Annotated in this window: 14 protein-coding genes; 10 read left to right on the forward strand and 4 right to left on the reverse strand. The window is 53.6% G+C overall.

Translation table 11 applies throughout. The features are described from left to right. The first annotated feature begins 124 nt into the window (after positions 1-124). Positions 125-904 (forward strand): hypothetical protein, encoded by a 780-nt coding sequence (locus PAE68_RS12525; RefSeq protein WP_281887434.1) that lies wholly within the window; start codon positions 125-127, stop codon positions 902-904. Between the two features lie 149 nt (positions 905-1053). Here the strand turns inward: PAE68_RS12525 and PAE68_RS12530 are convergent, their stop codons facing one another. Beyond that, positions 1054-1317, reverse strand: coding sequence for a DUF2533 family protein (locus tag PAE68_RS12530; protein ID WP_281887435.1), 264 nt, complete (start codon positions 1315-1317; stop codon positions 1054-1056). A 126-nt stretch (positions 1318-1443) separates the two neighbouring features. Between PAE68_RS12530 and PAE68_RS12535 the strand changes: the two genes are divergently transcribed. Next, on the forward strand, positions 1444-2088 hold the full coding sequence (locus PAE68_RS12535) for an NUDIX hydrolase (RefSeq protein ID WP_281887436.1): 645 nt from the start codon (positions 1444-1446) through the stop codon (positions 2086-2088). A gap of 278 nt (positions 2089-2366) precedes the next feature. Here PAE68_RS12535 and PAE68_RS12540 read toward each other — a convergent pair whose 3' ends face one another. Beyond that, complete coding sequence (locus tag PAE68_RS12540; RefSeq protein ID WP_281887437.1) at positions 2367-3458, reverse strand: NADH:flavin oxidoreductase; 1092 nt, start codon at positions 3456-3458, stop codon at positions 2367-2369. A gap of 159 nt (positions 3459-3617) precedes the next feature. Here PAE68_RS12540 and PAE68_RS12545 point away from each other — a divergent pair, with 159 nt between their 5' ends. Both PAE68_RS12545 and PAE68_RS12550 read left to right on the forward strand, forming a co-directional pair. Further along, on the forward strand, positions 3618-4484 hold the full coding sequence (locus PAE68_RS12545) for a LysR family transcriptional regulator (RefSeq protein WP_281887438.1): 867 nt from the start codon (positions 3618-3620) through the stop codon (positions 4482-4484). A gap of 977 nt (positions 4485-5461) precedes the next feature. After that, positions 5462-7024 carry a PASTA domain-containing protein gene (locus PAE68_RS12550; RefSeq protein WP_281887439.1) on the forward strand — a complete coding sequence of 521 codons (1563 nt, stop codon included), beginning with the start codon at positions 5462-5464 and terminating at the stop codon, positions 7022-7024. 1 nt (position 7025) lies between these two features. Here PAE68_RS12550 and xerS read toward each other — a convergent pair whose 3' ends face one another. Then, positions 7026-8108, reverse strand: coding sequence for a tyrosine recombinase XerS (gene xerS, locus PAE68_RS12555; RefSeq protein WP_281887440.1), 1083 nt, complete (start codon positions 8106-8108; stop codon positions 7026-7028). A gap of 40 nt (positions 8109-8148) precedes the next feature. Between xerS and PAE68_RS12560 the strand changes: the two genes are divergently transcribed. Continuing rightward, on the forward strand, positions 8149-8490 hold the full coding sequence (locus PAE68_RS12560) for a hypothetical protein (RefSeq protein WP_281887441.1): 342 nt from the start codon (positions 8149-8151) through the stop codon (positions 8488-8490). Positions 8491-8604: 114 nt separating this feature from the next. Here PAE68_RS12560 and PAE68_RS12565 read toward each other — a convergent pair whose 3' ends face one another. Beyond that, the gene (locus PAE68_RS12565) at positions 8605-9783 is read right to left on the reverse strand and encodes a MalY/PatB family protein (protein WP_281887442.1); all 1179 of its coding nucleotides are present in this window, start codon (positions 9781-9783) and stop codon (positions 8605-8607) included. Positions 9784-9971: 188 nt separating this feature from the next. Here PAE68_RS12565 and PAE68_RS12570 point away from each other — a divergent pair, with 188 nt between their 5' ends. From PAE68_RS12570 to PAE68_RS12585, 5 genes are all read left to right on the forward strand, one after another. Further along, entirely contained in the window at positions 9972-10691 is a 720-nt protein-coding gene (locus PAE68_RS12570) for a YebC/PmpR family DNA-binding transcriptional regulator (RefSeq protein ID WP_281887443.1), read from the forward strand. 133 nt (positions 10692-10824) lie between these two features. After that, positions 10825-11784 (forward strand): 3'-5' exoribonuclease YhaM family protein, encoded by a 960-nt coding sequence (locus PAE68_RS12575; RefSeq protein ID WP_281887444.1) that lies wholly within the window; start codon positions 10825-10827, stop codon positions 11782-11784. A 348-nt stretch (positions 11785-12132) separates the two neighbouring features. Then, positions 12133-12339 (forward strand): protein phosphatase 2C domain-containing protein, encoded by a 207-nt coding sequence (locus PAE68_RS22830; RefSeq protein ID WP_397378694.1) that lies wholly within the window; start codon positions 12133-12135, stop codon positions 12337-12339. A 251-nt stretch (positions 12340-12590) separates the two neighbouring features. Then, positions 12591-15272, forward strand: a complete 2682-nt coding sequence (locus tag PAE68_RS12580) for a non-ribosomal peptide synthetase (RefSeq protein ID WP_281887445.1) — start codon at positions 12591-12593, stop codon at positions 15270-15272. 6 nt (positions 15273-15278) lie between these two features. Beyond that, complete coding sequence (locus PAE68_RS12585; RefSeq protein ID WP_281887446.1) at positions 15279-19883, forward strand: type I polyketide synthase; 4605 nt, start codon at positions 15279-15281, stop codon at positions 19881-19883. The last annotated feature ends 9 nt before the right edge of the window (positions 19884-19892 follow it).

Here is a 19892-nt window from a genome sequence, read left to right on the forward strand (position 1 = left end):
CATTCCATTGTAAAGGATTTTTTTCATGTCTGCGGAACAATTAGAGTGAATATTATGATGATTCTGAGAACATTAATGCAACGCTAGTGACGTTGTCTGATAAAAAAAAGAGAGGAGCGATCATATGTTCGATCCGACGATCTATGATAATCTGAAGGTTGTGCTGGAGGGAAAGCTGTACGATCTGGATGCAGAGGGAGGCCTCGCCATCGTCGCGAGGCACGACAGGGTGGACCTCGCCACGATGAGCCGCACGTTCGAGATGATGCTGCAGCCGCGCGGGGGCGCTAGCCGCGCCATCGTGGCGCTCTCGAGCGGAATGGCCGACTTCGCTGCCGAGCATCGTATGCTGCGGCTGGCGGAGCACCGCCCTGGGGCGTCGCTGTCGTTGACACTCGAGCTGCCGTATGAGCGAGCCGAGCAGCTGGACAAGGTTCATGCGTATTCGCTGCGTCTATGGGGCGAGGAGGTGGACATCGCACATGAGTTGACTCGCACGGTGCAGCCTCGGGATGTGTTGGGGCATGCGGTCGGGGAAGTGTGGAGTGAGGCGTGCGAGGGTACGACTAGTGATGTGTCAGACGAGGCGTGCGAAAGTGCGATTAGGGATGCGTCCAAGTATACGACGGGCGAGGCGATCGTGGATAAGTTCATGGACGCGGCCGATCGTGTGACCGTGGATGCGACCGTGAATACGTCTGGCGACATGTCCAAGGATGCGTCCACGGACGTGTCCAAGGCTGTAGCGAGAGCAGGCGGCGAAGCCTCTGCGATGCCCGACGGCTGCTACCGCATACATATCCACTTCCGCCAGAGACTGGATGAGAGCCACATGGAGGAGCTGGAGCAGTGGCTCGACATTGCGCAGATGTATGTGACAGACGTAGAGGCAGAGCGCTACTAGCTGCGCCAGCTTAGTTCGGGGGAGATGTTAAGCAAGCAGGGGAGGATCGCTTCTGGATGCGTCAGCTAAGATCAAGCTGTCTGCTCGTACCGCGCTCCTCCACCGCATCTGAGAAGCAAGCCTCTTACAGCTGCTGGAGTGCTGCCTACTTACACCTGCTGCTTGGCTGCGTGCTCGCGCACCATCTGCTCCGTCACATATACCCGTGTCGGGGAGATGCCTTGCTGGGCATGCTCGTTAATGGCCGACGTAATCCGATTGATCAGATCAACCTGGAATGGACGGCCTGCAGCGCAAGCCGCAACGGCCTCTTCAATGGCGCGCTCGCGAGCCTCCTCCAGCTGCAGAAACTGCTGCAGGTGGGCGTTTTGCTTCGAAACGTGGGCGGTAATGGCTTGATGAACGTTACTCATATGAGATCAATTCCTCCGATGAATGTAGAATATTAGTGCGTTGCGCTGGACATCCCTCACATTTTACACATATTACGCTGTACTGACAATGGGCGCCAACGGAGTTGCTGAGGAAGGAGAATGGACATGTCGAACGATAAGCAGCAGGAGCTATTCGACATCTACGATGATCGAATGAATCGGATCGGTACGGCGACTCGCACAGAGGCGCATACGCAAGGGCTATGGCATGCGACCTTCCAGTGCTGGCTCTGGTATGAAGAGAACGGTGAGGTGTATGTGCTGTTCCAGGAGCGGCATCCGGATAAGGATACGTTCCCGGGCCTGCTCGACATCTCGTGTGCGGGGCATCTGCTCGCTGGGGAGTCGCCGGAGGATGGAGTAAGAGAGCTGGAGGAGGAGCTAGGGGTGACGTGTGCATTCGAGGAGCTGCATAGCTGCGGCATCTATGCCGAGTCCGATGAGATCCGGGACGGGCTAATCGATCGCGAGTATTGTCACGTCTACGTGCTGCATAGCGAGCGGCCGCTAGCGTCGTACCATCTGCAGCCGGATGAAGTGACCGGACTGTATGCGCTTCGTCTCGAGCACGTGAAGCTATTAGCGAGCGGGCTGATGCTCGAGCCGGTGCGGATCAGTGGAGTGAAGCCGGACGAGAGCGGGACGCTGGTGAATGTGGAGCGACTGGCGACGCAAGAGCAATTCGTCCCTCATGCGCAGTCGTATTATGAGCTGGTCATGCGAGGGATTCAGGCGCAGCGTGGACGTTAAGAGGAGGCTTGCTGTTCGTTACGTTAGTAGCTGGCTCGCCAATCTCACTCGTCTTAATGGGAAATGGTGTTTGGTGAACATAAAGTGTTAGACTGGAGTCGTTGAATTACCGCATTAAACGAAGCAGCGGCGGACCAAGACTTGAAAAATAAAGTCTTAGACTGCCGCTGTTATTATTCAACTAACTCGATTGCCTATGTATGTGACGCTTCGATTCGGGAGGTTTCATTGGCTAATTTGACAGGCTGAACGGGAGACAGGAATGAGATCAGGGACCGTCATTCGACGGTCTCTTCTTCTTTCAGCGTCGCAATCGGCTGCAAAAAATGGTGATCGAAGGCGTTCAACGCTTCACCTGCTTGCACTTTCTTCACCCAATCGGGATTAACTAGAGCACTGGTACCGATTGCAATCAGATCGGCTTCGCCCTTCTCAAGCAGGGCCTCCGCCTGTTCCGGCTCGCCCAGCTTGCCGTTGGCGATGACGGGAAGGCCGCTGTAACGTCTGGCCAGCTCGGCAAGCGTCGGGCTACCTTCCCCGAAAGCTGGAGCAAAGGCTTTATACTCAGTTGTATGAATATAGTGGGGGGACGCCGCTCTTAACCGCTCAAAAATGATCTTGGCATCGCTCTCGCGGTCAGCCCATTTGTGATGGAAATCGTTCACCTTTCCTTGCGAAATGCGAACGCCAACCACATAATCCGGGCCTGTGGCAGCGCGAATCGCTTCCAGCACCTCCACGACGATCCGGATTCGACGTTCAGTCGAACCGCCGTATTCATCCGTCCTATGGTTCGTGTAGTCTGTGAGGAATTGATCCAGAAGGTAGCCGTTCGCCGCATGGACTTCTACGCCGTCAAATCCGATCTGTTTCGCGCGGCTTGCGGCCTGAGCGAAGCTTTCAACCACCGCGCGTATTTCCTCCAAAGTCATTGCCCTCGGAACGGCGAACTCTCCACTCCCGCCGTGGTCTTCCAGCATCGTCCCGACCGGTCTCACCGCGGATGGAGCGATAGGCGTAAAGCCGCTGTGCTGTACGAGCGCGCCAGCATGCATCAGCTGCGCGACAATCTTCCCCCCTTCCTGCTGAACAGCTTGAATGACAGGCCGCCATGATTCCGCCTGCTGATCGCTGGCTATGCCGGGCTGATTCTCGTAGCTGCGGCTGTTCACCAGATCCGGATAAATCCCTTCTGTGATGATGAGGCCGAAGCCACCCTTCGCAAAGCGAGAGTAGTAGCGGGCCATACGGTCGTTCGCTTGGCCGGACGGCTCCGCGCTGGTCCGAGTCATTGGTGATAGCACCGCCCGGTTCGATAACGTTAATGAACCTAATTGTAATTGTGAAAAAAGATGAGAATCGCGTATCATCTTAAAAACCTCCTTCAATAGAACCGTAGTTTGAATCGCGGCTTACCTGCGATTTCGTGTTCTTGTAATGAATTGTAATTCAGTAATTCCATATCGTAAAATGATTAAAAGGGATGGTGTCATCAATGATAATGATGTCTTGAGATGAGGGGAATTCAAATGGAACTAACCGATCTGAGAGTGGTTTTGGCCATTGTGAAGGAAGGCAACATTACCCGTGCGGCGGAGAAGCTAGGGTATGTCCAATCGAATATTACAACGAGGGTACGCAAGCTGGAGCAGGAGCTGGGGGTGCAGCTTTTCCACAGGAGCACGAAAGGCGTAGAGCCTACTGAAAAAGGGCTGCTATTCAGCCGATACGCTTCCAGTATATTGCATATGGTCGAGGATGCCGCTCTAGCTGTCAAGGAGCCGGATCAACCGTGCGGGCCGCTTGTCATCGGCGTTGTAGAAACTATCGCATCGTCTGCTGCATTTATTAGAGCGCTATCCGATTTTCAAATCAACTATCCGGAGGTTTCATTATCGCTTGTGACCGGCACTTCGCCGCTAAATTACTCCAGGTTGCAAAACCGTGAGTTGGATGGCGCCTTCTGTACGGGAGAATTCGATCTGTCTTCGATGCAAGTCGCCTATGAGATTCAGGAAGAAGTCATTCTGCTGCAAGGCAGTCAAGATGCTTCTGCTCCCGAAGTGGCGAAGGCGTCGTGGATTGTGTTTCCTAAGGGGTGTCCCTTACGCGCTGCAGTTGAGCATTGGCTTCAAACTCAGGGAGTGGCTTCAATGAATATGATTGAGGTGAGTGCGCTGGATACGATGCTGAATTGCGTACGTGCCGGAATCGGTTACGCCCTTCTAACCGAATCGGTCGTGACCTCGGACGATGAGCGGCTCCGTGCCCACTCGGTACCGGAGCCATATCGCTACGTAACGACGCGTCTGATTTCCCGGAAAGAGCAGTTCCGCAGCAAAGCGTTCTCGGCCTTCGCGGCGTGCGTCGAGTCGGCGGGAAAAACTTCGGATTGAATCCCACTAGAGTAAACGTTCTGCTCTGACCAACAGCGAGAATCATTTCCCGGGTAAGCGCAGGAATTGATTCCTTCTTTGATTTTTCAGACATTTTCGACACATCGGCTGCCATTCCACTGAATAAAACGTGTTACCGTGTCGGTATTCGGCACGGTTCTTCGGTTATGCGACGAGTGGGCAAGCCATATTGCCCGTTGTTCCCTCCTCGTACTCGTATCATTTCCTGCATAATTCCAGATTACTGGAAAATACTACTGTATGGAAAGCGAGGTAAAGGTGGATGCTGCGTAATGCTGGAACGATTTTTCATGCTCACTTCTTATTGAACCAAATCTTACGGCTTAGGAGATAGCAAAGTAAGACGATTCCGTATACTAATAATATTGAATAGATAAAATTTAACCTCAAAACTTCAAAGCTGACATTGTTATCAAGAAAGTCTGTTTGCATCTTAAAGCGATGCGGAAAGCCACCCTCATACCCATTTAATCCTGACTTCACTAGGTCTTGATTTATAAAAGGTATTGGAAATCCAAATTGTGCTTTTCTCAACTGTTCTTGACTTTCAATTTGTGTGGTTCCTAGCAACGCGGTCAATAAAACAAAACTAGTACATAGAAACAGAGTAACACAGCAAAAGACAAATTTCTTAACCATATCGTAAGCATACCCTCCAACTTGTGGACTTTGTAAAATTATACCTCTGTGCTGATTGAATGCAACTGACTGACGTTGACCACGGAGCCAATTCTCTCGTACTAGTTATATATCATTATTGGCTACGAGTCGAAGCCGTATCTTCTCTGAAGGGGACGTGGGGACGGGGCCGATCTGTCATACACCGATGTTATGGTGAATATGATGTGTAGGCTGTCACGAGTCTAGCGTCTAAAAAATGGATGTCTACACGAATCGTATAAAAGTTTATTGCTCTCGGCATGCCATAGTCGAAGCCATTGGTTGGGGGGATTCAGATGGACCGTATATTACGTTCCCGTTATGTCGTCCATAAGCCGATCTTGCCGCTGCGTAGCGGGATGCTGTACGAAGGGACGGACCTGTCCCTGCAACGTGAGCTCGTGCTGTTCATTCATGAGCTGCCGGGCGAATTCGAGCAGCAGTCCTTCCTGAGAGCGCTGCAGGCGGTGGCACACTTTAACGATAACCACTTTCTTCAGCTTCTTGACGTCGGGGTGGAAGATACTTCCAGCTATGCCGTCCTGAAGGCGCCGAGCGGTGAGCCGTTAAGCTTGCAGCTCTCGCAGCTGAGCCTCAGTGTTGGTGACGCCGTGCGCTGTGTAACGGAGCTGAGCAGTGGTATCCTTGATGCGCTGGAGCGGGGCATCGCGGGCTACTCCCTAATTGCGGACAATGTGTGGGTGAATGATGAGGGCCGATTACTATATATCAACTATTGGCAAAAAGGCAGCGAAGGCGACGTCGGTGCAGCAGGTCTCGCTTCGCTGATGTATCAGCTGACAACGGGCAGCGAGGCGCTTCCTGTGAGTGCGGAGGCGCGCGAGCTCAAGCTGCTCGCCTGTATGAAGCGCGGTGCTGTGGCGGAGGTGTACGTGCAGCAGATCGTGTCCCTGCTGGTGCGCGGCTGGAACGGGCAGGAGACGCTCGTCTCCTTCATCGTCCAGCTGCAGCGGCTGAAGGAGTCGCTGTCTGCTGCTCATGTGGAGCCGATGGGAGAAGATGCTGGCCGTGGGAGTCGTACTGCGGGTGAGGAAGGTGCGGCTCGGCATGGGGAGATGGAGGCCGGGCGTGCTGGAGCGGAACAGCATGAACAGCGGGAGGCGGAGCGCAGCAGCTCTGGCACTATGCCGATCAGACCGTCACATGCTTCTGCCGCGGCCGCGCAGCAGTCTGTACATTCAGAGGGAGAGGCTCACGCTGAGAAGCCGGATGAGCGCACGGCTGAATTCCAAGCGGTTAAGCTGACTCCAGAGGAGAGAAGTAAATCGTCCAAGGAGTTATTGCATAAGCGCGAGGATGAGGTCGCTGATGTGGCACTAGCCGACGAGGATGAGGGTGAGGATGAGAATGAAGCGCCGCAGCGGGTGTCGCTGCTGAAGAAGGCGCTGTTCGGCTTCCTACTCGCTGGTGTGGCCGCGGTGACAGCCGTGAGCGTGTTCTTGTTCATACTCGAGGCGGGTGCGAATCGTGCAACGCCTAGCCGGCTGAAGGCTGCAGCAGAGGCGAATGCCACAGTGACCCCGCAGGAGGGAACGGCTCAGCGGAAGCCGCCAGCAGCCTCGGAAGGGGCAGCACCGGTCCCGAAGGAGGAGCAGCCTTCCCGTGAAGCAGAGGCGCCTGCTTCGGTGGCCGAGGGAGCTGAGGTAAAGGTGCCGAACCTCGTCGGGCTGAAGAAGGAGGAGGCCGAGAAGCTGGCGCTGTCCTCCGGTGTGAAGTATCAGTATTTTCTCGAGAAGAATGATCAGCCCGCTGCTACCGTCATTCGGCAAAGCCCTGAGCCAGGAGCTACCGTCAAGAAGGGGGAGCAGATGACGTTCTGGGTGAGCAAGGGATCGTGAGTTATTCCTCCTTCGTACGATCAATCGCCTCCGCCATCGTTCGGTCGGTGAGATGGGCGTAGATTTGCGTCGTCTCGGGCGAGGCGTGACCGAGCTGCTCCTGCGTTTTGTACAGATCGTTGCGCAAGTAATAGTCCGTCGCGAACGAGTGCCGCAGCTTATGCACAGACAGGTACGGCTTGCCGAACCGCTTTGCATATTTGATGACCATCTCTTGAATGGCACGCTTAGTCATCCGATCGCCTTCTTTTTTGCCGTTGGCCAGGGCAAGGAAGAGGGCCTTTTCACGCTTCGGCGCCTTGTAGATGGACGAACGCAGCTCCAGATAAGCAGTCAGGTCGTCGATGGCGTCGGCGCGGAAGTAGACGGGCGTTTTGAACGTCTCGTCATTTTTACCTTTGCGGAACACGTACAGCAGCTTCTTCTTCAGATCGACGTCCTCTACATTCAGATTGACGACCTCCGACACACGCAGACCGGAATTAAGAATAAGGCTGACGATGCAGACGTCGCGTGTCTTGTTGATCTCGTAGGCGTAGGTCGCTTGCTTGTTGCTCGCCACATCCGTTCCGTAACCTAACCTGACGTAGTTGATGAATTCGGTGATCTCTACCTCTTGAAGCAGCTTGCCCTCCAGCTTGGCCGCCGTATCCTTCGGCTTATGCGTCCGCTTGATCTCGACCTTGGCCATCACGTTGCGCTTCAGAAGCGGGTAGAAATTCTCATCCTCAGCAATCTGGCTTAAGTAGTGAAAAAGCGACCTCAGCGACGACAGCTTGCGGGATATGGTCGTACGTGTGTTCGCATTCGTTCTACGCGAGGCGAGGTGCATCTTGAAGTTGTCGATGCTCTCCATATGCAGACGCTCGAGGTCCTCGATCGGTACGCCCTTCATGTGAGCGGCAGTGGTCAGACCTTCCGCGATGAGCCACGACAGGAACGTCTCGTAATCTCTCGTATATTCGAGCAAGGAGGAGGGGGAGAGATCCGGCAGCTTGTAGTTGATGAATTTCTCAATGTACCACGGCATGGAAGGCAGCTTCTTGTCGAGCTCGATGCGATCCTTGGCTTTGATGACGTTCATGGTGACCTCCTATGTAGGGTAGTGATGGGGTGGTAAAACGATGTCAAACGAATTGGCTCCGTTGAGGGTACCTTCTGGATGGAATGTGGTTTACAATGATTTAAGATGCTCGTTTCATCTCGAAGGCGATGATACCCAGAATCAAAAAGAAAACCTGTTGGTGATGACGTACCCCTATTACTCGAAAATCATCGATCTGGGTTGGTACCCATTTAGAAACGAGGGAGAATACTGTCTGGTCTTAACGGAATATGCAGAAGGTGTTGAGCACCTTGGTTACTGGATTGATCCTATCTTTATCTATAAGTCAGCTGAGCTACCACAAATCATTGATGTGATCAATCATGTGTTATACGAAGTTTCCAGAGGAAGACTCCTGTAACGCACGCCTTAAGCTACGAACTCTGGAATGACCCATAAGCCGGCTTCCCTAGCTAGTGGAATCTCCGGCTTGATGGATTATAGTGCGCTACACGTACATTCTCAGGGTAAAGCTTTACTTCACTCGCGCCTTAGCCGCCTCGCAGAACCGAGCAAGCGCCTCGACCACGATGGCACGCGGGCACGCGAGGTTGATCCGCAGCCAGCCTTCGCCTTCCGCGCCGAAGACGGAGCCTTCGCTGAACGCGACCTTGGCCTCCTTGAACATGAGCTCCTTCAGCCCCTTCACATCTAACCCAAGTCCTCGGCAGTCGACCCACAGCAGGTACGTTCCTTCCGAACGCAGCGGCTTAACCTCCGGTAGTTGATCAGCTAAATAATCAATGGTATAAGTCATATTGCCGCTCACGTACTCGATCATCGCATCGAGCCACTCCTCGCCCTCGCGGTAAGCAGCCTCGACAGCGTCCTGGGCGAAGTGCTGGGCCATGTGCAGGCTGAGCGTCTTGATCCGGTGATCGAAGCGACGCTTCAGCGAGCTGTTCGAGGTGACGACGAACGACGTGTGCAGGCCAGGCAGGTTGAACGTCTTCGTAGCAGCAAGACACGTAATCGTAATGTCTGCGAGCTCAGGCGACAGCGATGCGAACGGAACGTGCTTGTAGCCCGGCAAGGCGAGATCGGCATGAATTTCGTCGGAGACGACGGTGACGCCGTAGCGTAGACACAGCTCCCCGAGCTTCAGCAGCTCCTCGCGCTCCCAGACGCGTCCGCCTGGATTGTGTGGGCTGCATAAGAGCATCAGCTTCGCGCCCCCTGCGAACAATGACTCCAGATGGTCGTAGTCCATCTCATAACGGTTGTTACGCTGCACGAGCGGGTTAATCGCAAGCTTCCGATCATTGCTCAGTATGACGTCGTAGAACGGATAATAGACCGGAGACTGCAGTACGACTTGTCCGCCCGGCTCGCTGAACAGCTCGATGGCGATGCTCAGTGACGTGACGACACTTGGTACGTCGGTAATCCATTGCGGCTTAATCGTCCAGCCGTGGCGACGCTCGAACCAGCTGACGATCGCGTCGAAGTAGCTGTCCGTCCGTATCGAATATCCGTACACACCGAGTGCGGCACGCTCCTCGATCACCTTTCTCACCGCTGGCGGGCTGTAGAAGTCCATATCCGCTACCCATAGCGAGAGGACGTCAGCGTCTCCGAACAGCTTGTCGTTCTGATCCCATTTATAGGAACGTGTGTTGCGTCGATCAATGTGCTTGTCAAAGTCAAATGGCAAAACAGGTCACCTCATCCATATATGATGCCCTATTATACCATTACTTGGACGCGATGGGCGAGTGAACGAGCGGTTAAATAGGTGGCTTTTATACGTCACGCCTTGTGGAACTGGTAAGTGAAACGCTATAATGGACAGGAGAGCTATGAAGCCGTACCGATATTCATTGTTGAAAGTGAGCTGGGATTATGGGTCGCAAGTGGAACAATATTAAGGAAAAGAAAGCGTCCAAGGACGCGAATACGAGCCGGGTGTACGCGAAGTTCGGCATCGAAATCTATGTAGCTGCCAAGCGCGGCGAGCCAGACCCGGAATCGAACCGGGCGCTCAAGGTCGTACTGGAACGCGCGAAGACGTACAATGTGCCAAGAGCGATCATCGACCGAGCGCTGGAGAAGGCGAAGGGCGCTTCGGACGAGCAATATAATGAGCTGCGCTACGAGGGCTTCGGGCCGAACGGCTCGATGGTGATCGTTGATGCGCTGACGAACAACGTAAACCGTACCGCATCCGATGTGCGTGCATGCTTCACGAAGAATGGCGGCAGCATGGGCGTCAGCGGCTCTGTCGCTTATATGTTCGACCAGACAGCCGTTATTGGCGTAGCGGACAAGTCGATGGATGATGTACTGGAGCTTCTGATGGAGGCGGGCGTCGACTTCCGTGACATTCTCGAGGAGGACGAGTCCGTGATCGTGTACGCGGACCCGGATCAATTCCATGCTGTACAAGAGGCTTTCAAGCAGTCAGGCGTAACCGATTTCACCGTGGCAGAGATTACGATGCTAGCGCAGAACTACGTAACGATCCCAGCTGAATCGATGGCTCAGTTCGAGAAGATGATCGATGCGCTGGAGGATCTCGAGGACGTGCAGCAGGTGTATCATAACGTGGAGTTTGAGGAGTAGTCTTAAATCGATCTTGAATGTTACTATAGGCCAAGTGTGTCCAGCACTTGGTCTTTATTGCTTCAATTCAAGTATATTTGATTATAGCGATTCCAATAATACATGATTTGTATTTTTTTCGGAGGTTATGTTCATGTCAGAGATCAAGAGCTTAAGTCCGCAGGACGAGTTCACCGGCTACTACTTATTGAAGGAGCTGGAGGTGAAGCAGACGAACGGAACACCGCCCAAGGACTACTTCGATCTGGTCATCGGTGATGCGACGGGTCAGCTACCAGCGAAATATTGGGACGTGTCGGCGGCGGATAAGGAAACATTCTTCCCCATGACGCTGGTGAAGCTCAAGGGACTTGTGCACCTGTATCGGGAGAAGCCGCAGGTGAAGGTGCTGAAGCTTCGTCCGGTGACGAGCGAGGATGGTCTGTCGTTATCCGACTTCGTTCGGACCGCGCCGATTCGGCCAGTTGACCTGGTACATACGATCAAGCAGGTGATGAATAGTATTGAGGACGCACAAATACGAGCACTCGTGGCGTACTGCGTCGGCAAGGTCGAGGAGAAGCTGATGCATTATCCTGCGGCGAAGACGCACCATCATGCTTACTGCGCTGGACTTGCTTATCATATTGTACGCATGCTTGAACTCGGAGAGTTCGTATGTAAGCAGCGTCCATTCCTCAATGCGGATCTGATCAAGGCTGGTATCATCCTTCACGATATCGCGAAGCCCGAGGAGATGGAGGCTCAGCTCGGCGTCGTTACCGAATATTCCGTGCAGGGCAAGCTACTCGGACATATCTCGATGGCATCGAACTGGATTACCGAGGCCGCTATTCGCTGCGACGTCGACCTGCAATCCGAGAAGGTGCTCGCGCTGCATCATCTTGTGCTGTCTCATCACAACACGCTCGAATGGGGGAGTCCTGTGCAGCCGCAGTTACCGGAGGCGGTGGCTCTGCATCATATCGATTCGCTGGATGCGAAGCTGCAGATGGTTGAGGATGCGCTGGATACGACGCCTGAGACTGAGCGCTGGACACCTGTCATTCGGGGACTCGACAGCAAGCAGATCTATCGATTGAAGCTGGAGTAGCGTGGATGGTATTTATGACGAAACGGAGGCGTGGGGCCTCCGTTTCTGTCTGTCGATCGGTGCGCTGTGATGACGTACATGGAGTGCAGTAGTGCACTATAGTTTACATAATATTTATTATGTTATGTTGAAGCTGCTCGTTCGTACTGATGGTGTTTACTGAGGCAGCTTGATATTCACAAAAAATTATTTAGAAAAAAATATATGATTGATGATATATTAGGAAATGTACTTAAGTTATGAACGGAAGGAGGATCTCGACCGCTCATATGCGTGTTGTCTATGCGCTGTCGATGAGAGACTATACCGGAACCGCTTCCGAATAAGCATTCGTCACCTTAGATATGTATGCGGGAATGGTTATCAGCCCCAATCGGAGATGGGGCCATTGTAGTTGCTCAAGAACGGGATATGTACTCCTGGGTCTTTTGGCCGGACCATAGGGAGTATGAGAATACAGACAATCAGCCCTTCACTATTCCCCCCCAGAGCGCGAATACTCCTTTTTTTTCAAACCTCTTTTACTTTCCTACGATCGCAACAGAGAACTGTTAGTAAGAAGAACACCCTTTCACTTATGGCATTATTAGATTCAACTGCTTTGAATGAACGAACCGACGATGATATAACGTTAATTCTCGCTACGAGAAGAGGCGTGTTTACCATCCCAAAAAGTATGATCGGGATAATCGGCAAGGGGGATTATGTACCCTTTAGAGCAGAACTTGGTCGTGATTAAGCGTTGCAGCCCAATAAGCAAGAAAAGCTACGCGATTGAATCTTAAGGCTGATAAGGAGTGAAAGTATTGACTCGGCAATGGACAGCGTACCCGGAAGGGAACGTAGGGCTGGAGAATCAGGAACGGGATGCGGCAATCTTGTATTGGAACGGATATTTGTCCGGATATGAGCAGCAAACGCTAGTGCCGTTCGGAAAGCCGCAAAGCAAAGTCGACGGCTATGTAGCCCGCACGCTTTATTTTCGCTTTAGCGAGTCGCTTTGCATGGGCATGGAGCGGCTTGCAAGGGAGTGCCAAGCCACGATCAGCACGTTGATGCAAACGGTGTGGGGGCTGCTGCTGCAGCGCTACTACGGCAGCGGCGACGTTGTATTCGGCAGCGTCGTGCGGGCGCGCCCTGCCGGTCTCCCGGATGCAGAGCGAATAAGCAGGTTATTTATCGACACGATACCCGTTCGGATTCGCTGCGACGGGGCAGCGATCTTTGCCGATTTTCTGCAGCAAAACCACAAGCAAATTGTCGCTTCATGTTCGCACATGCCGCTTCCGCAGCATGATATTCAGAAGTTAATGGAGCAGAACAATAATTTGACCGGCAACCTGGTAATCTTTGAATACGATCCGATGGAAGAGCGAAATGAACAAGAGGGTGCAGCCGAAGCTACCCTCATAATGAAAGCGGAGATAGCGGAGCGAACGAACGATGACCTAATCGTGCGCGTATTGTCGGGCGAGGAGATTCAAGTCGGCATCTGCTACAACACGCTCATGTACGATTCGGAGAGCATCGAGCGAATATATGGTCACTATGCACATCTGCTGGAGCAGGTGGTTGCGAATCCGCACATGCCGATCCGCGATATGAATGTCGTGACGGAAGCTGAGAAAGCGCAAATTTTCGAGACGTTCAACGATAAAGCGATCGACTCGCCCCACAAGCAGACGATTCACGGCTTGTTGGAGCGGCAGACGGAGCGGACGCCGGACGTGCCGGCGTTGTACTTTGAAGGGAAGATGCTGACGTACCGGGAGCTGAACGAGCGTGCGAATCGTCTGGCGCGGACGCTGCGCAAGCTTGGCGTCGGCCGGGATACGCCTGTCGGTCTAATGGCGTATCGTTCGCTCAGCTTGTACGCAGGTTTGTTTGCGATATTGAAGGCCGGAGGCGCGTATGTGCCGATCGATCCTGAGCTTCCGAATGAACGGATTGCGTACATCCTCGAAGATTCCGGCGCAAAGCTACTACTGACCGAGGAGCGGCTGAAGGCGCAGGTACGGACGACAGGCGCAGTTCTCGCGCTGGACAACGAAGCAGCCTACGATGCGGATGGCTCCAACCTGGAGCCGACGTCGAGCGCGGACGATCTGGCCTATTTGATTTATACGTCGGGGACGACCGGCAAGCCGAAAGGGGTCATGGTCGAGCATCACGGCCTCGCCAACCTGAAAGTATATTTCGACCGGGAATTGAAGTTGACCCCGGCGGATCGAATACTGCAGTTTGCGAGCCTTTCGTTTGACGCGGCGTGCTGGGAAATATTCGCGGCGCTCTTCTGCGGTGCGACGCTGTATGTCCCGACTTCGGCGACCGTGTTGAACTACCAGCTGCTCGAACAATATGCGGCGGACCACGGCATAACGATGGCAGCACTGCCGCCGGCGTACGCGATTTATGTGGAGCCGGATCATATGCCAAGCTTGCGGATTCTGTTTACGGCCGGTTCGGCATCGTCGATGGCATTGGTGAAAAAGTGGAAAGACAAGGTGAAGTATTACAACGGATATGGTCCTACAGAGAACTCGATCGCAACGACGATCTGGCCGGTTTCCGATGACCCGCAGGCGGAGCGCTTCATGTCGATCGGCCGTCCGGTGCCGAACCATCGTGTCTATATCGTCGATGCTTTCGGCCATTTGGCGCCGGTGGGTGTACCCGGGGAGCTATATGCAGCAGGTATCGGCTTGGCGCGCGGCTATCTGAATCGTCCGGAATTGACGGCGGAGAAGTTGGTGATGAGCCGCTTCAGCAGGGAGCGGATGTACCGGACGGGCGACATGGCGAGATGGCTGCCGGACGGCAAGATCGAGTATTTGGGCCGGATCGACCATCAGGTGAAAATACGCGGATACCGGATCGAGCCGGGTGAAGTGGAAGCGATAATGCTTCTGGCGGACGGTGTGAAGGAAGTGACCGTTATTGCCCTGCCGGACGAAGCGGGGCAAGATCAGCTGCGCGCATACTTTGTGGCGGAGCGGGAGCTGAGTGCAAGCGAGCTGCGTACCTTTTTATCCGAGGCGTTGCCGTCCTACATGCTTCCGGCTCATTTCGTCCAGCTGGAGCGGATGCCGCTCACCGCAAATGGCAAGATCGACCGCAAGGCGCTGCCTGAGCTTCACGGACGGAAGCCGATAGAAAGAATGTCGTCGCCTCTGACCGAAACGGAGCAAAGGATCGCCCAGATATGGAAAGAAGTGATTGGCAGCTCCGACATTCCGCTGGATGTCAGCTTTTTTGATGCAGGCGGGGATTCGATGGGTATATTTCGACTTCATTACTTAATCTGTAGTCAAATCCATGAGGGTGTAACCATGATGGATTTGTTTCGCTTTCCGACGATAAGGTCGCTGGCCCGTTACTTAAATACAGATCTACTGACAGGGGAAACAAGCGAAAAAACGCCCATGAACGTCAGCCGGCGAGAGGATGAAATGAACCGGCAAAAAAGTCTTAGAGCGAGAGGAAGGTAAATCAATATGGCAACAAGTCAGAATGATGCACAATTGCGGGGAATTGCCGTAATCGGCATGGCGGGAAGGTTTCCCGGAGCGTCGGACCTCAATCATTATTGGGACAATCTGAAGAACGGAACGGAATCGATTACTTTCTTCAAGGAGCCGGAGCCGAACAGGATCAACGCTGCCGGGATCGTGGCGGATTATGCCGATTTTGATGCGGATTTTTTTGGCATGACTCCTCGCGAGGCCGAAATTACCGACCCGCAGCAGCGTATTTTTCTGGAATGCGCATACGAGGCTTTGGAATCGGCCGGTTACCGTCCGACAGCTTGTCCGGATCGGGTAGGGGTCTACGGCGGATGCAGCCAGTCAGAATACCTTCATCGTGTGCTGAGCCATCGCAATCTTGTTGAGAGCATCGGACATTTTCAGATTATGATCGGCAATTCGACCGAGTTTTTTGCCACTCGGGTTTCCCATAAGCTGAATTTGCGCGGACCGAGCGTTACGGTGCAAACGGCTTGCTCCAGCTCCCTGGTCGCTGTTCATATGGCTTGTCAGGCACTGCTTACTTATGAGTGCGATATGGCGCTAGCAGGAGGGCTGTCGATCAAAGCGGAGCAGACGGAAGGAAGCGATTACCAGGAAGGAGGCATTCACTCTCCGGACGGCCATTGCCGGGCGTTCGACGCATCTGCGCAAGGAACAGTGATCGGCAATGGAGGCGGTGTCGTGCTGCTGAAGCGGTTGGTGGATGCGGTGCAGGACGGCGATCCTGTTCTGGCCGTCATTCAGGGAAGCGCGATCAACAATGACGGAGCTGATAAAGTCGGCTTCACGGCCCCCAGTATTACAAGACAAGCCGAAGTAATTATGGAAGCGCTCGCCGTAGCCGATGTTCATCCGGAAACGATTGGCTATGTGGAGGCCCATGGCACGGGAACGCCGCTTGGCGATCCGATCGAAGTGGCGGCCTTGACCGACGCTTACCGCGCCTACACCAAGAAACAACAATATTGTGCGTTAGGTTCTGTAAAAACGAATATCGGACATCTCGACAGCGGCGCAGGGATTGCTGGACTAATTAAAGCGGTGCTTTCGATTCAGCACGGACTCATCCCGCCAAGCTTGCATTATACAACGCCGAATCCGAAGATCGATTTTAACGAAAGCCCGTTCTACGTCAATGCAGAACTTTCCTCATGGTCTGTAGAAGGACACCCGCGCCGCGCCGCTGTCAGCTCTTTCGGTATCGGGGGGACGAATGCCCATGTCATTGTAGAAGAGGCGCCGACCTGTGCGACTTCAACAAATGTGGAGAACCCCGGTAACGGAATCGGCGGTCCTCAGCTTCTCCCCTTGTCCGCCAAATCCGCAGAGTCTTTGAAGCGGAATGCGGTAAACCTCTTGAATTACCTCCGATCCAATCCGGAAGTATCTTTAGCCGACGCAGCTTATACGCTCGTTCGTAAAGAGCCATTCGCGCTTCGCATGGCAATTGTCGCAGAAACGACCGATGCGGCAATTCGGCAGCTTGAAGAGAAGCTGGATCGTCCGCTTGCAGATACGTCTGCTCCTCAAACGCCGGCGGTGTTCTTCTTGTTCTCCGGGCAAGGGTCGCAGTATGTGAATATGGGAAGTACCTTATATGAACAAGCGGACTCTGGCGGCAAGGCGCACGTTTATCGGGAAACGGTAGATCAGTGCGCCGTGCTGCTGAAGCCTCAGCTTGGCATCGATCTTCGACAACTGCTCTACCCTTCTAATGGCAGCGCTCCGGAAGAGACAAGCTCTCGGCTTAACCGTACAGCGATGGCCCAGCCCGCATTGTTCGTCGTTGAATATGCGATGGCGAAGCAGATGGAGGCATGGGGCATTCGTCCGCAAGCGATGCTCGGGCACAGCATCGGCGAATATGTGGCGGCTTGCCTGGCCGGAGTCATGTCGCTGGAGGACGCCCTGATTCTGGTCGCAGCAAGAGGAAGGCTCATGCAAGAGATGGCGCCCGGGGCGATGCTCGCAGTGAGCTTGCCCGAAGCCGAGCTGCGCCTGAGAATCGCTGCGGAGCGAGCTGACCTGTCCATTGCAGCGATTAACAGTCCCGGATCTTGTGTCGTCTCAGGCTCATTTGAGAGCATCGAGTCCTTCGAAGAGGCATTGGCGCTTGATTCCATATCGTGTAAAAGACTCGTAACCTCGCACGCCTATCACTCTGCAATGATGGAGCCGATGCTCGGCAGATATGAGGATCTGGTTCGCCGCATCCGTCTGCAGGAGCCTCGAATTCCGTATGTATCCAATATTACTGGATGTTGGATCACGGTCGAGCAAGCAATGGACCCACTATACTGGGTGAAGCATGTTCGGGAAGCAGTCCGTTTCAGCGACGGTATCGATCTTCTACTTCATCATGAAGGTCCGGCCTTATTCGTGGAGATCGGTCCCGGTCAGGTGCTGACTTCGCTGGCGCGCCAACATTTCAGCTCTGAGATGCAGTTCCGCGCGGCTGCGGTAAATACGTTTCCAACCGCAGTATCCAGCTCGTGTTCCTATGCGAGCGCGCTAAGGGCAATAGGGGAGCTATGGCAGCAAGGAGTCCAGCTTGAATTGTCGCCGTTTGGCGGCGGATCGTCTCGTCGGGTGCTGCCGCTTCCTACCTATGCCTTCGACCGCAAAACGTTGAAAGTGGATAATGCGAAGAATAATTCCTCTTCCATCATTTCCGGTTCGGAAGCCGTATCGGGCTCAACCGGGTGGTATTACTCTCCGATGTGGAAGCAGTCCGCGATTCCCGTTTCTCCCGCACGTTCACATGCGAATAACGACAGCCTTCATACATGCCTTATATTCCAAGACCTTCATGGCATTGCCGACTCATTCAGGCTTCTTCTGATAGAAGAAGGGCATACGGTGATCACCGTGCTGCAGGGAGATGCGTACAGGCAAATCGAAGAAGACGTGTTTGTCATAAATCCTCAGGATCATCTCTCATACGAGAAACTGTTTATGGAGCTTTCCGCCAGCGGGAAGCTGCCCCGAAAGCTGATTCATCTTTGGAATCTGGATATTCGGGAACACAATCGTGACGGTATCGATGAACAACAATTTGACTACATACAGCAGATGGGATTGTATAGCTTGATGCATATCGCGAAAGGAATCGGTATCACGACGGTCACGGAGCCCATTGAGATCATCGTCTTAACCCGGAACCTGTTCAGCATCGCCCAGGAGCAGATGATGGAGCCTGAACGGGCCACCATGCTTGGGGCCTTGCGTGTGATTCCGCAGGAATACGGACAGTTGAACACCCGGATCATTGATGTGGACGGGAGCGATCTCATGCTTGCGCGCGGCAAACGGCTCATCGAGCGGCTGTTTCGGGAAATCAGGGAGGAATCGTCTGAATTTATTGTGGCCTACCGGGGCAAGAACCGATTTATACAAGGGATTGAAAAAATTGAGCTACCTGTAAACGATGCTCCGCAGCCAATGTTTCAAGAGGGCGGCGTCTATTTGATCGCCGGGGCTGCGAGCGATCTTGGCATGAGCATGTGCGAAACGTTGACGCAAACGATGAATGCCACGTTCCTGCTTCTGGGGGATGTCGAAGATGAGTCTCCAATCCAAGTCGAACGAATTCGCAAATTGGAACAACCAGGCTGCTCCAGGGTGCAGTATGTAAGCGCGGACTGGCGCAATGAAGTCGCCCTTAATGAGTGTATTCGTCAGGCTGAAGCGGCTCACGGCGGGATTAAGGGCGTGCTGTTCATCACAGATGCGATTGAACCGGGACTTATTCAGCTGCAAGACTGTGAAGCGTCAAGCCGCGTTCTCCTCCCACAAGTGCTGGGAATGTCCCGTTTGGCAGCCGTGCTGCTGAAGCAGCGGGAGCTCGATTGGATATTGCTATTCTCAAGCGGAATTTCGCTTACGGGCGGCGTGGGCCAGATGAATCTATGTGCGGCGAATCAGTTTGCCGATATGTTTGCGGCCTACTTGGCACATCAGGGTTTGCATGCCGTTTCGATCAATTGGAGCATGTGGCAGGAGGGCGACTGGCTCGAAAAACAGGGCAATCTGCCTGCTCCATTGAAGGAACAGCTTCAACGGATGTACGCGGAATATGGCCTGTCCGTTGCAGAAGGAATTGATGCGATGAAGCAAGTCGTGGCGGGAGACTTCAGTCAGGTGATTGTGAGCAAGCAAAATATTTTTGACCTCCATCAACAATGGATTGCAGCTGTAGAGTCGTTGCCGGAAGCTGCCGAAATCGAAGGCGGCGGGGAATTCGTAGCGCCGCGTACCGTGACGGAGAAGAAGATAGCGGAGATTTGGGAAGCGTTGTTTGGTCTTCAGAACATTGGCGTGCAGCAAAGCTTCTTTGAAATAGGCGGCAATTCGCTGGTTTCGATTCAGCTCGTCGCGCGTCTTCGCCAAACCTTTCATGGCGATATTCCGATGGATGTCATCTTCGAAGCGCCGACGATCGAGAAGCTGGCGCTCTCTATTGAAGCCAAGCAGGTGAGTCAGAAGGAGCTGGAAGAGCTTGAACGGATGTTAAGTGAAATTGAGGAGCTGCATCCGGACGATCTGAGCCAACTTATTGGAAGCTTTACATAAAGGTGGGGG

Source organism: Paenibacillus sp. YYML68 (assembly GCF_027923405.1).
In the GTDB taxonomy this organism is placed as follows: Bacteria; Bacillota; Bacilli; order Paenibacillales; family NBRC-103111; genus Paenibacillus_G.